9 protein-coding genes are annotated in these 14,083 nt (G+C 63.9%); 5 read left to right on the top strand and 4 right to left on the bottom strand.

Annotated features, from left to right (window positions below):
• Positions 1-5: 5 nt before the first annotated feature.
• The gene (locus tag KIT10_13735; GenBank protein ID MCW5900323.1) at positions 6-641 is read left to right on the top strand and encodes an MBL fold metallo-hydrolase; all 636 of its coding nucleotides are present in this window, start codon (positions 6-8) and stop codon (positions 639-641) included.
• 4 nt (positions 642-645) lie between these two features.
• On the opposite strand, the gene KIT10_13730 is transcribed toward KIT10_13735, so the two are convergent.
• The 4 genes from KIT10_13730 to KIT10_13715 all read right to left on the bottom strand — a co-directional run bounded on the left by KIT10_13730 (position 646) and on the right by KIT10_13715 (position 4,938).
• Entirely contained in the window at positions 646-1,497 is an 852-nt protein-coding gene (locus tag KIT10_13730) for a hypothetical protein (GenBank protein MCW5900322.1), read from the bottom strand.
• Between the two features lie 86 nt (positions 1,498-1,583).
• Positions 1,584-2,924: an FAD-dependent monooxygenase gene (locus KIT10_13725; GenBank protein MCW5900321.1), complete on the bottom strand. Its 1,341-nt coding sequence runs from the start codon at positions 2,922-2,924 to the stop codon at positions 1,584-1,586.
• A 25-nt stretch (positions 2,925-2,949) separates the two neighbouring features.
• A complete protein-coding gene (kynU, locus tag KIT10_13720) occupies positions 2,950-4,227 on the bottom strand; it encodes a kynureninase (GenBank protein MCW5900320.1) in 1,278 nt (425 codons plus the stop codon).
• Positions 4,228-4,281: 54 nt separating this feature from the next.
• Positions 4,282-4,938, bottom strand: coding sequence for a hypothetical protein (locus tag KIT10_13715; GenBank protein MCW5900319.1), 657 nt, complete (start codon positions 4,936-4,938; stop codon positions 4,282-4,284).
• 155 nt (positions 4,939-5,093) lie between these two features.
• Here KIT10_13715 and gcvP point away from each other — a divergent pair, with 155 nt between their 5' ends.
• From gcvP to KIT10_13695, 4 genes are all read left to right on the top strand, one after another.
• Positions 5,094-7,958, top strand: a complete 2,865-nt coding sequence (gene gcvP / locus KIT10_13710) for an aminomethyl-transferring glycine dehydrogenase (GenBank protein ID MCW5900318.1) — start codon at positions 5,094-5,096, stop codon at positions 7,956-7,958.
• Positions 7,959-8,061: 103 nt separating this feature from the next.
• Positions 8,062-9,858: a hypothetical protein gene (locus tag KIT10_13705; protein MCW5900317.1), complete on the top strand. Its 1,797-nt coding sequence runs from the start codon at positions 8,062-8,064 to the stop codon at positions 9,856-9,858.
• A 135-nt stretch (positions 9,859-9,993) separates the two neighbouring features.
• Positions 9,994-11,922: a T9SS type A sorting domain-containing protein gene (locus tag KIT10_13700; GenBank protein ID MCW5900316.1), complete on the top strand. Its 1,929-nt coding sequence runs from the start codon at positions 9,994-9,996 to the stop codon at positions 11,920-11,922.
• Positions 11,923-12,071: 149 nt separating this feature from the next.
• Positions 12,072-13,940, top strand: coding sequence for a T9SS type A sorting domain-containing protein (locus KIT10_13695; protein ID MCW5900315.1), 1,869 nt, complete (start codon positions 12,072-12,074; stop codon positions 13,938-13,940).
• Positions 13,941-14,083: the final 143 nt, after the last annotated feature.

Genomic DNA, 14,083 nt, shown 5'->3' with positions numbered 1-14,083 from the left:
CGGCCATGCCGAACGCGTCCTCGCTCACCTTCAATCCTTTCCAGGAGAACACGTGGATCGTGCACCACGGCGGCGAGGCCATCCTGGTGGATCCGGGCTGCTGGAACCGTAGCGAGGAGCATGCGCTGGAGGAATTCCTCCAGCGGAACGCGATCACCCCCGTGCGTCTTGTGCTCACCCATGCGCACATCGACCATGTCCTGGGCAATGCTTGGGTGCACAAGCGCTTCGGCCTGCGCCCCTGGATGCACCGCGCCGACCTGGCCCTGCTGGAAGCCGCACCGCGCCAAGGCCAGCTCTACGGCGTGCCGTGCGAACCCTCGCCCGAACCGGAGGGCTTCCTGGAAGAAGGTGATCTGGTCGCCGTCGGAGGGCTGACGCTTGAAGTGCTGCACGTGCCCGGGCATGCTCCGGGCCACATCGCCCTCCACTGTCCAGAGGAGAAATTCATCATCGGCGGCGACGTGCTCTTCCAGGGCAGCATCGGCCGCTACGATCTGCCCGGCGGCGACCTGGATACGCTGCTCAGCAGCATCCGAGACAAATTTCTGACGCTGCCGGACGATACCGTGGTGCATTGCGGCCACGGGCCGGACACCACCATCGGCCGCGAGCGCCGCAGCAACCCCTTCCTGCGCTGAACGCTCAGGGGTGGTAGGTCTTCGGCTTGTACTCCTTCACCCGCTGTTTCTCGAAGTCGTTGTGCTTGATCACCGGCGGGCAGTCGAAGCCCTTGCGCGCGCGCAGCCATAGGAAACGCACGCTGAGCATCATGGGGCGGTATCGGCTGCTGAACCATTGCAGCTGGCCGGATCCCTGGTCCTCGGGCACCACGCTGAAGATGGGCGTCTCCAAGGCGGGAATGATGAACAGGCTGCCCGTGACCTTGAAGCCGTAGCCCAGTTTGAAGTGCAGCTGCCCGATCAGGTCCGGCGGAAAAGTGTGGCCGTTGAGCAGGGAGTCTCCCGGGTGGTCGTAGCTGCTGCCCAAACGGTAGTCGGCATTCAGGCCCAGGCTCAGTTGGATGAACTGGTAGTTGCGCACCTGGATGAACTTGTTGGCGTTGGCGTGCAGGGAGATGAACCGCTCGGCGAAAGTGCCCTCACCGCGGAACAACGCCACACTGTCGGCCCGGGTGAAGGTGTTCTCGAAGGCCTCCTGGCCCCGCAGGTTCTTGTAGGCCAGGCCCACATCGAAGTAGTCCACCACCACGGGGTCGCGTGTGTACCAGCTCACACCGCCCTCCAGGTAGAGTCCGAAGCGGCCATTGGGATCGTAGAGGGCGGTCAGGCTGGTGTCGCCATCGCGATACAGTTCCTCCTCGCTGTTCTTGAAGCGCGGGAGTGTGTAAGTGACGCCCGGTGCGACATAGAAGCCCATGCGCCGGATCTTGCCATCCAAGGGTATCAGGTCCGGGCGCTTGCGCGACATGAGGCCCTGCCCGAAAGTGGGCCAGGCCAGCAGGAAGACAAGCAGCAGCACAAGCGGGCGATGCATCAACACGAAATTGGTCGGGGCTCGACCATGCAACGCATCAAAGGCGGGCAAAGTGTCAACGCGGGGCTGTGGGGATCAGCCACGCATCAGACAGCACCCAACAACCCCAGCACCTTCCTCTCCACCTCCTCGCTCTCCCACTTCTCCTCGATCCCCGGCATGGCCAGCACCTGCTCCATGATACGGTCGTGGCGCAGGCCCTCGTTCCAGGCATCGATATAGGCGATGTCGCTGAACTTCACCTGGCTGTATAGCGGCAGCCACTTGTCCGGATGGCGTTGCTGCAGGCGGCCCTCGATCTTTTTGCGCAGGATGAAGCGCGGGTCGGCCACCAGGTCGCGCATCTCCACGAAGTTTCGTAACGACAGGTCGGCGATGGCATCGCCGTTGGGTTTGCGGGCCTTGTTGTAGTCGTCGAGCACGGTGGCCCAATTGTCATCGCCGTGGGTGTTGAGCAGGTCGTTCAGCACCTTGCAGTCCTCGTAGCCAGCGTTCATGCCTTCGCCATAGAAGGGCACGATGGCATGGGCCGCGTCGCCGATCAGCGCCACCTTTTCCTTGTGCGTCCAAGGACCGCAGCGGATGATGGCGAGGTTGCTCTGCGGATTGCGGAAGTACTGCTCGGCCAGATCGGGCAGCATGTTAATGGCGTCCTTGAAGTGGGCCTCGAAGAAGCGCATCAGGTCCTGCTCGTCCTTGATGGTATCGAATGAGAACTCGCCCTCATGCGGCATGAAGAGCGTCCCGGTGAAACCGCCGTCCTGGTTGGCCAGGCCCATCATCATGAACCGCCGGCGCGGCCAGATGTGCAGGCAGTGCGGGTCCATCTGCGGGCTGCCGTCCGCATGGCTGGGGAAGGCGATCTCCTTGTAGTCGTGCTCGATGAAGCTCTGGCTGAAGTTGAAGCGGCCGCGCATCATGGCCTGGCGCACCGCGCTGGGCGCGCCATCGGCGCCGAAGACCACGTCGGCCTTCACCTCGGTGCGCTCGCCCGCATCGCTCTCGAACACGCAGGTGGCCTTGTCCAGGTCCACCTCGGCACAGCGCTGGCCGAAATGCAGCTTCACATTGGGGAGTCTCTCCGCTTCAGAGAGCATCACCTTGTTCAGTTCACCACGCGAAACGCTGTGGATGGGACGCTCGTCGATGCTGTACGGCAGGCGGGTGAGCTTGCCGTCGCGGTCATGCGTCATCCGGGCATGCACGGGCACCACGATGCGCTCTACGGCTTCATGGACACCCGCCGCTTTCAGAGCCGTCCAGCCACGGTGGCTCACCACCAGATTGATGCTGCGCCCGGCATAGACGTTGGTCTTGCGCGGGTCGGGCCTGCGCTCGTACACGTTGATCTTGTGGCCGCGCTTGGCCAGGAAAACGGTCAACAGGCTTCCGACGAGACCGCCGCCGACGATGGTGATGTGTTTCATGGGGGATCGGATAATCGGTCGACCATCAGTTGCGGACAATACATGTTCGCAGCATCTGGCCGAACCGCCACACATCCTCGAAGCTGTTGTACATCGGCACAGGGGCCACGCGGATCACGTTGGGTTCCCGCCAATCTGCAGCAACGCCGCAGCGCGTGAGTCCGTCGAAGAGGTTCCTTCCATGGCCATGCGCGAGGATGCTGAGCTGGGCGCCGCGCTGGGTGGGATCGCTGGGGGTGATGATCTCCAGCTTGGTGTTGGTCGCCTGCGCCACTTCGGTGATGACGAACTCGAGGTACATGGTGAGTTGCTCGCTCTTGGCGCGCAGGTTCGCGATACCGGCGCGATCGAACTGCTCCAGGGCCACGCGGTGCACGGCCATGCCGAACACCGACGCGTTGCTCACCTGCCAGGCTTCGGCCGTGGGCATGGGCTTGAAGGTGCGCTCCATCTTGAACCGCTCAGCCTTGTCATGGCCCCACCAGCCGGCGAAAAGCGGCAGGCCTTTGCCCAGATGCCGCTGGTGAACGAATGCGCCGGCCACACTGCCGGGTCCGCTGTTGAGGTACTTGTAGCTGCACCAGCAGGCGAAGTCCACATTCCAGTCATGGAGTTTCAGGTGCAGGTTGCCGGCCGCATGCGCCAGGTCGAAGCCCGCAACCGCACCCACATGGTGCACGGCCTGGGTGATGGCGGCCATGTCGAAGGCCTGGCCCGTGTAGAAGTTGACACCGCCGAAGCAGACCAGCGCGAGCTCATCACCCAGTTCGTTGATCCGCGCAACGATGTCCTCGGTGCGCAGGGTGTGTTCGCCAGCGCGGGGTTGTACTTCGACCAGATCCTTTTCCGGATCACCGCCGTGGTAGGCGATCTGCGAAGCGAAGGCGTAAGTGTCGCTGGGGAAGGGCCGCGTTTCGGTGAGGATCATCCTCCGCTTCCCTGATGGTCTGTAGAACGACACCATCAGGAAGTGCAGGTTGCTGGTAAGCTGGTTCATGGCCACCACCTCTTCAGGCAGCGCACCCACCAGCCGGGCCAGCATGGGCGTAAGTTCCTCGTGGTAGCTGTACCATGGGTGCTTCGCGTGGAAATGCCCCTCCACCCCATGGCGTGCCCAGTCGCCCAGCTCCTGCTTCAGCGCTTCGGCAGCGGACTTCGGCTGCAGGCCCAACGAGTTGCCGGTGAAGTAGAGGACGTCACGCCCCTCATGCTGTGGGAAGTGGAACTCCTGGCGGAATGCCCGCAGGGGATCGGCGGCGTCGCGGGACCGTGCGAAAGCGAGGGTGTTCTCGAAGGTGCTCATGAACTACGGCGAAAGTAGCCGCGACCGTGCCTTCGCGATCCGACCGACGACAGCCTATCGTTCCGAGAGGTTGGGATTGATGAGCACCTGCCTTACGAAGAGCCCCGTGGCGACACCCGCCGCCGTGGCGATCAACGACCGCACCACGCGCTTGCTGCGGCCCACCTTGGCATAGCCATAGGCATAGAACTCATCGCCCTCCATGAGCGGGTCGCTGATGGAACCCTTGGTGACGTGCACGCGCGGGAAGGCCATGGCACCCGCGTACACCGGTGGAATGAGCAGGGAGTTCACTTCCAGGTCCAGGGCGATGGTGACCCCCGCACCTGTGAGGAAACCGCCCAGCATGGGCCAGAGCGGTTTGTAGCCCCGGCGCGCGTCCTGTTCACCCTTGATGAACCAGCGCATCTGCTCCACGGTGAGGTCATTGCCGAAGACCGTGTCGAAGAAATACCAGATGCGCTCGCGGCCCAGGGTGTCAGTGACGCTGAAGACGCTCTCGGTGGGTTCGGCGCGCTCCTTCCGGCCCCTGCGCGTCTCCTCCAGGTAGCGCACCTCCAGCGTGCTCTGGCCCACCACCCGCGCGTCAATGATCTGGCCGTTCATCAGCAGGATGCGATCCAGCTTGGGAGCTTGGGGCCGGCTCCCGTCCTGCGCCATCACCGCCATGCCGGTGGCACAGGCGAACAGCAGGAGCAGGGACCTTGTCATGGAGACCGTCCGCTTGGCACGGACGGCGCCAAAGATAGCCGGGGCATCCAGCGCGAACAGGCTAAGCGGAGCGGTGTTCCGCACATGGGCACGCGACCTTCCGCGCACATGCCGGCGGGTATATTTGCGGGCTTTTCGCACACACCTTCCCACACATGGATCCCGTCACCTACGCCGAACGCCACATCGGCCCCGGCCACCAGGAAACCACCGAGATGCTGCGCGCCATCGGGGTTTCTTCCTTGGATGAACTTATCGACCGTACGGTGCCGAAGGGCATCCGTTCCCAGGGAGCGCTGGCACTCGGACCTGCATTGACGGAGTTGGAGTTCCTGGAGCACATGCGCGATCTGGGCCTGGGCAACGCGCGCTTCCGCAGCTACATCGGCCTGGGCTACAACGGCACCATCATTCCGCAACCGATCCTGCGCAACATCCTGGAGAACCCCGGGTGGTACACGGCCTACACGCCCTATCAGGCGGAGATCTCCCAGGGCCGGCTGGAGGCGTTGCTCAACTTCCAGACGATGTGCAGCGACCTCACCGGCCTGCCCATCGCCAACGCCTCGCTGCTGGACGAGAGTACGGCCATCGCCGAGGCGATGCACATGCTGTATGGCGCGCGGCCCAAGGAACTGGCCAACGCGAACAAATTCTTCGCCGACAAGGGCCTCTACCCGCAGAACATCGATGTGCTGCGCACGCGCTGCGCACCGATCGGCGTGGAACTCGTGGTGGGCGATGTGAAGGACCTCGATCCCGCTGACGGCTATTTCGGCCTGGCATTGCAATACCCGGCCATGGATGGCAGCGTGAACGACCACCGCGATGTGGTGGCCAAAGCGAAGGCCGCCGGTGTTCGCACGGCCGTCTGCGCCGATCTTCTGTCGCTCGTGCTCCTGGCCCCACCGGGCGAATGGGGCGCCGATGTTTGCGTGGGCAACAGCCAGCGTTTCGGCGTGCCCATGGGCTACGGCGGTCCGCACGCGGCCTTCTTCTGCACCACCGAGGAGTTCAAACGGCTCATCCCCGGCCGTATCATCGGCGTGAGCCAGGACCGGCGCGGCCGGCGTGGACTTCGCATGGCGCTGCAGACACGTGAGCAGCACATCCGCCGCGACAAGGCCACCAGCAACATCTGCACGGCGCAGGCCCTGCTGGCGGTGATGGCAGGCATGTACGCCGTGTACCATGGCCCGGAGGGCTTGAAGCGCATCGCGCGCATCACGCACGCCCACACCCGCACCGTGGCCGAGGCCGCCAAGGCGATGGGCTACACCCTGGCGAACGGTTTCTTCTTCGATACGATCACACTCGCCGGGGTGAAGGACGTGAAGAAGGTGAGGGAGGCGGCCGAGAAACAGGGGATCAACTTCCGTTACAGTGGTGGCGATGTGGGCATCACGCTCGATGAGACCGTTGGCCCCCGCGACGTGGAAGATGTGATCGCCGTACTTGCGGAAGCCGTTGGATCGAAGGCGCCCGCCGTCTCCAGCAACGGCGCCGACATGAGCGTGCCCTTGGATCTCCGACGCAGGAGCGCCTTCCTCATGCATCCGGTCTTCAACACGCACCACTCCGAGACGGAGCTGATGCGTTACATGAAACGCTTGGAGAACAAGGATTTCTCACTCGTCCACGGCATGATCCCACTCGGATCATGCACCATGAAGCTGAACGCCGCCGCCACCCTCTGGGCCATCACGCGGCCGGAATGGGCCTACATCCACCCCTTCGTACCGGTGGAGCAGGTCGAAGGCTACCAGCAGGTGTTCCGCGAATTGAGCGACGCGCTCGCCAAGGCCACCGGCTTCACGGCGGTATCGCTCCAGCCCAACAGCGGTGCGCAAGGGGAGTACGCCGGCCTGCTGGTGATCCGTGCCTACCATGAAGCGCGCGGCGACCACAAGCGCGACATCGCTCTCATCCCCAGCAGTGCCCACGGCACCAACCCGGCCAGCGCCGTGATGGCGGGCATGAAGGTGGTGGTGGTGAAGGCCGATGCCGAAGGGCATGTGGACGTGGCCGACCTGAAGACCAAGGCGGAGCAATACAAGGACACCCTGAGCTGCCTGATGGTGACCTACCCCAGCACGCACGGCGTGTACGAGGAGGCCATCAAGGAGATCACGGGCACCATCCATGCGAACGGTGGCCTGGTTTACATGGACGGCGCCAACATGAACGCCCAGGTGGGCCTTACCAGCCCGGGCGAGATCGGCGCCGATGTGTGCCACCTGAACCTGCACAAGACCTTCGCCATTCCGCACGGCGGCGGCGGCCCCGGCATGGGCCCCATCTGCGTGAACGACAAGCTGAAGCCTTTCCTGCCCGGCCACCCGCTGGTGAAGACCGGTGGGGAGCAGGCCATTCCCGCGGTGAGCAGCGCCCCCTGGGGCAGTGCCCTCATCCTCCTCATCAGCTACGGCTACATCAAGATGCTCGGCGGAGAAGGCCTGACCGACGCCACACGCTACGCGATCCTCAATGCCAACTATCTGAAGGCCAAACTGGAAAAGCACTTCCCCATCCTCTACGTGGGCAGTGAGGGCATGGTGGCGCACGAGATGATCCTGGACTGCCGTGACTTCAAGCGCTCGGCCGGTGTGGAGGTGGAGGACATCGCGAAGCGCCTGATGGACTACGGCTTCCACGCGCCCACGGTGAGCTTTCCCGTAGCGGGCACCTTGATGGTGGAACCCACCGAGAGCGAGAACAAGGCCGAGCTGGACCGCTTCATCGAGGCCATGGTCGGCATCCGCCAGGAGATCGCCGCGATCGAGAGCGGCCAGGCCGACAGGACCGACAACTTGCTGAAGAACGCCCCGCACACCAACGAGGAGGTCTGTGGCGACACCTGGAACCACGCCTACGGCCGCGAGCAGGCCGCCTTCCCCGCGCACATCAATCGCGAGTGGAAGTACTGGCCCACGGTGAGCCGTGTGGACAACGCCTATGGCGATCGCAACCTGGTATGCACCTGCCCGCCCGTGGAGGAATACGCCACGGAGACCGCGTGAAGGGGCATCGCCTGATGAGGTATGAGGCATGCGCAGGGTACGCCCGGCGCAGGTCCGGTAAATTCGCCCCCCTCCTGCCCCCTGTGGCCGGGACCAAGCATTGATGCGCACCCTATCCTTCACGCTCCTCTCCGCGATCCCGCTGATGATCATGGGCCACCGGGCCCATGCGCAAGCCAAGGCCCAGCCCTGCTTCTTCAGCGTCGATTTCGAGGACGGCACCATCCCGGCCGGTTGGGACATCGGCCCGCAGGTGGAGCGCCAGACCGCCGATGGCAGCGGTCTGGGAGAATTCGTGCCCGCCTGGACGGTGGGCAATGCCCTGCAGGCCAACGCGGGCGGCTTCTTCCCCGTGCCCGACCTGCCCGCCGGCAACCGCTTCGCCATGGCCAATGACGATGCGCCGCCCTGCAACTGCGACATGCAGCAGGTGGCGATCACCGCACAGGCGATAGACCTCGGCGGCCGCAGTGGCACAGCCCTCGAATGCCGCGTGTTCCATGAACAGACCCTGGGCGGTGGGCCGGCCTACGTGGAAGCGAGCATCGACGGCACCAGCTGGATCACCATGGCCCTGGTGCCGGCACAACCGGGGGGCTGGCGGGACCTGGTGGTGAACCTTTCCGCCTTCGACGGACAGCCGGCCTTGCGCCTGCGCTTCCGCTGGAGCGACAACGGCCAATGGGCCAGCGGTTTCGCCGTGGATGACATCTGCCTGCGCGAAAGGCTCGCCTATGACCTCAGCGTTGCCCAGGCCTTCACACACGACCCTTCCGTGAGCCCCTTCACCATGGGCGACCAGAGCCTGCGCTACCGGTTGTTGCCCTTGGAACAGGCCGGGCCACTCACCGTGGCGGTGGAAGTGGTGAACCGCGGACTGCAGCCCATGCCGCAGGTGAACGCTGCGGTGGTCATCAACCACGAGGGCGTGGACCATGGCCCTTTCGCTGGTGAAGCGATACCGCTGCTTGTGCCCGGCGAAAGCGCCATACTTCCCATCGCCACGGGTTGGACGCCTTCCACCACCGGGACCCTCAATGTGGGTGTCACGGTGTCGGGCGGCGTCGCCGATCTGGACGAAACCGACAACAGCGGCAACGCCACCATGCGCATCACCGGTCCCGACTGGGCGGATGGCTATGGCGCCATGGCGCGTGACGAGGACCAGCCCGTGGGTTTCGTGGGCGGCGACGAGGTGTTCATCGCCGGCAACCGCATGGAACTGGCCATGGGTGGCACCGCGCCCACCGGCATCAGCGCCGTCTTCGGGGCAGGCACGGAAGACAGCACGGTCGTACGCGCGATCCTGATGGACCTGAACATGGCCTTGGTGGACACCAGCACACGGCATGTGATCAGCGAGGAGGACCTGGCCCGCATCGCCGTAGGCGAGCCGCTCTTCCTGCCCTTCGCCAACCCTTCCACCCTGCCGGCCGGTGACTACTTCGTGGGCATGCAGCGCCTGAGCGATCCGGACAACGGCGTGGTGCACGTGCTTGTGAGCGGCTCCGGAGCGGCGGGAGGCGCCTTCTTCATGGAAGGCCCGAACTTCCTGCTCAGTTGGATGCTCGCCACGCCCATGGTACGCCTGCATTTCGCCGACTATGGCGTGGGAGTGACCGAAGTGTCCGAGGAGAGGGTCAACTCGCTCCACGTGTTCCCCGTGCCCATGCAGGGTGGCGGTTGGGTGTCGTTCACGCTGGACCATTCCGCAGCATTGCGCCTGGTGATGCGTGACATGCAGGGTCGCGAGGTGGGGAGCCGGAGCCATGGCACACTCGGCAAGGGTTCCCATCAGATGCCCGTCGACGTCAGTGGGCTTGCCGCGGGCACCTACCTGCTGGGCCTCGAAGGCGAGGGGATCCGCCTGGTACGCACCATCGTGGTGGCGACCCCTTGATGAGGGGCACCCATTGCCCGGCCCGGGGCTTACGGTGCTCCGATCATCCGGTCACTTGCCCAACGCCCGGCCCCCGTTTTCGGCCGGATGTCATCTGTTGCTTAGCTTCGTCATCCAACCTGAAAAACACGGACGATGACCCTACGATACACTTCGATACTGCCTTTGCTGGCGGTGGCCGCCACGGTCCATGCGCAGCGCCCGCAGATCCAGATCCAACCCGTGCTCTCCCATTGGGAGGAGGCGGAACTGCCCTGGGGCCAGAACAACGCTTCGCGCGATGGCATGGCCAAGGCCGGTGGTGACGTGCTCTTCTACGAGAACTTCGCGAACGGCCTGGCGGGCAACACACCCCTTGGCGCCTGGACCACAACAGGTCCGCACGGTTCCACCTGGCTTTATGACACCGACGGCCCCAATGGCGATTTCAGCAGCACCGCAGAACGCATCCAGAGCGCATCGGTGGCCAATGGCTTCATGATCTTCGACAGCAACCTGGCCAACAACGGCTGTGTGAACACCAACAGCTGTGTCACTTGGGATGGCTACCTGGTGTCGCCCGTGATGGATCTGAGCACCACGCCTTATGCGCACTTGGAGTGGACCCAACGCCTGCGTTGGTGCTGCTCGGGCGCTTCGGGCCACTTTGTGGATGTGAGCACCGACGGCGGCGCCACCTGGCCCACGCGCATAGAGGCGATCAAGGACCAGTTCGTGAACCTGGACCCCGGCACTTACACGATGCGTGTGAACCTGCACTCCTTCATCGCCTCCAACCCCGGCAACGTGCGCATCCGTTGGGCACATGAAGGTTCGGCCACAGGCAACTTGAGCCACTACCACTGGCAGATCGACGATGTATATGTGTACGAGAGCTACGACAATGATGTGGGTCTGGTGGATCCCCGGATCGCCAACTTCGTGGTGTTCGACTCCTTCACCGATGTGCTGCCCTACACGATCTATCCTTACAGCCAGCTGCGCCCGCTTAGCCTTGGCAGCCCCGTGCGCAACGAGGGTTCCAACGTCGCCAACAACGTGGCGCTCGACCTGCAGGTGCTCGATCCGGCGAACGCCCCTGTCTTCAACGCCGATCCTTCCGTGGCCAGCCTCGCCCAGGCGGTGGTGACGAACAACCTCCGCTCGGACTTCACACCTCCGGCTGTGGAAGGCGAGTACAAGGTGAACTACAACCTGAGCATGAGCGTGCCCGATGAGCGCACGGTGGACAACACGGCTGAGCGCCGCTTCCGCGTATCGCCCGGCATCTATGCGTACGACAACAACGCACGCGACAATGCCTATGACCGCGCACAAAGCGGTGGCCAATGGCCGGAGTACCACGCGGGCAACCTGTACTGGATCGAGAATACGGCCACCGCGCATGGGGTGCAGATCGCCTTGGCACGTGCGGCAGGGGCCACTCCCGGCACCCAGGTGGGCGCCGCTTTCGACGGGGTGATCTACCGCTTCGACACCGATCCCCCGCAGATCGTGGGCGAGACGGACATCGTGGCCGTGCAGAACACCGCCGAACTCACGCCCAATGGACAGGCCATCTTCTACGACCTGGACCTGCTCGCACCGATACAGTTGGAGGCGGGGGTCGAATACGCCGTGTGCGTGCGCACTTATGGCGGCGACCTGCGCACCCGCGTGGCCACCAGCGGCTTCGCGCTCCCGGTGTCTTCCATCGTGTACCACCCCAACGTCACCACCTGGTTCTACCTGAACTTCATCCCCATGGTGCGTCTGCGCATGACACCATCGAACGTCTCGGTGGAGGAAATGGACATGGCCGCCGGTTTCGGCCTGGGCCAGAACATGCCCAACCCCACCAGCGATGTGACCACCATACCCTACGTGCTGGAGCGTCCTGGGAACGTATCCTTCCAGATGCACGACCTCAGCGGCAAGCTGGTGATGGAGAACTTCTTCGGCACCCAAGGCGCGGGCGACTACCGCATGGACATCGACACGGGTTTGCTGCCGCAAGGCATGTACACCTACACGCTGACCGTGGATGGTGCGCGCAGCACCAAGCGGATGGCCGTGGTACGCTGATCGGCCAGGACCGAATAGCCACGTTGGAAGGGCCGCCCCGCTGGGGGCGGCCCTTCGCATTCATGGCGGATGACCGGAATCGGTTGGATGCCGGGACTTGAATGGTCATATTTGTTCTGCACCCTCTGTCGAACCAAATCCCTGCACCGATGAAAAGATCATACGCTTCGATCCTGGCGATCCTTTTCGCTGGCGGTACCGTGCTGGCGCAATCCAAAGCCCTGAATGGCCCGCACATTCCCATCCAGAACCGGGTGGCCCCCTCGCTTGACCGCGGCATCCCCGAAGCACCCGCGGAACGCGGTGGCGGAGGCGGCGCCCTGTGGTCCGACGATCTCTCCGATCCCAGCACCTGGGTCACCGGCAATTTCCCCAACACGCCGCCTGTGCCATGGCAGATCGGTGTGGGTCTGCAATGCACAGGCGATTATCCCATCGCCACCATACAGAGCACGACCTACGACAACGGCTGCGCAATGATCGATTCCGATGCCTTCAACAACAACTCTGGCATCGCCGAAAGCAGCCACATGACCACGGCGGCACCGATCGATCTCTCGGGCTATCCGTACGTGGTGCTCGAGTTCGAGTCATTCTACCGCAAGTGGACCAACGAGGAGTGCTACGTGGTGATCAGCACCAACAACACGGATTGGCCGGCCCTCACCCCGCAGACCGATATCAGCGGCATGCCCAACGTTTTCCACGTGTGGCCCGGCATGGAAGTCCAGGCGCCCGTGAACAACCCCACCAAGGTGCGCATCAACATCTCGCAGGCCGCCGGCGGGCAATCCCAGGTGTGGGTGCGCTTCCATTGGACCGGTGTGTGGGGCTATGCCTGGTTCGTGGATGACGTGGCCATCGTGGAACAGCCCGAGAACGATGTGGTGATGAACAGCGCCTTAGTGAGCCAGGTGGCCACCGGCGAACAATACGGCCGCATCCCCGCCAACCAGCTCGGCACCACGCTGCAGGTGGGCGGCGAGTACATGAACTTCGGCTATGCCCAACAGACCGGCGTGACCGTGAACATGCAACTGCTGGATCCGCAGAGCAACGTGGTGGCCAGTGCCAACGTGAATGCCGGTACGATGGCCTCGGGCCAGACCGCACTCATGGACCAGTCGGTGAACATCCCCACCCTTGCACCCGGCCTCTACTCCGCGGTATTCACCGTGACCAGCGATCAGGAACAGAGCGGTGTGAACTTCGCCAACAACGTCTACATCCGGACCATGGAGGTGAACCCGCTGCGCTTCTCGCTGGATGGGCTGGGCAACCACCCGCCAGGCTATGAGTCGGTCGGTTCTCTTGGCACCAACAGCTTTACCGATGGCAGTGATGGCTTCATGATGTTCGCCTATTACGATGTGCGAACCCCGATGTACGTGACCGGCCTGGAAGTGGCGATCACCACCACCAGCGTGCCGGGGGCGCTGCTTTATGGCACGCTGCACCACGAGGACAACATCCTCAACGACCAGGTGACCTCGCCCATCGATGAGACCGTTGGCTACGACCTCACTGCGGGGGATGTGACCAACGGCATCCTCACACTGGCCTTCGACTTCCCCGTGCTTCTGCAACCCGGCCCCTACTACGCCGGCGTGGAGATGTACAGCAACGGCAACGTCAGCGATGTGCGCATCCTGAACGATCTCACCGCCACGCAACCTGCGCTGTCCAGCCTCATCTACATCCCCAACGACCAGGTCTACACCAACGGCAACGCGGCGGCCATCCGCCTCGTCACCGACCCCACGATCTCCGTGGCCGAGTTGGACGCCACCCTGGGCGTGAGCCTGTTCCCCAACCCCACGAATGGCATCCTGAACTTCCGCTCGGATGGCACGGAGAACCACCTGGTGGAGGTGCTTGACCCCACGGGCCGCCTGGTGCGGACCGAGCGTATCGCGGGCAGCGGCATCATCGATCTCGCGGGCCACGCGAGCGGTGTTTACCTGGTGCGCGTTTCCACGCTCAGCGCCACCGCCACGCAGCGCATCACGCTGCACTGATCGGCGGATCAGGTCCTGCTTGGACCCCCCGCGTCCGCCACTCGGCGGCGCGGGGGTTCTTGTTCGTGGAGGTTGACGAGTTGAACTTGCGCAGGTTGGGGGTTCGTCAGGACCATTTCGTCAATGGACGTCCATTGGGAACG

This window comes from Flavobacteriales bacterium (assembly GCA_026129465.1).
Lineage (GTDB): Bacteria > Bacteroidota > Bacteroidia > Flavobacteriales_F > PHOS-HE28 > PHOS-HE28.
This window is presented reverse-complemented; position numbering and strand designations above follow the sequence as displayed.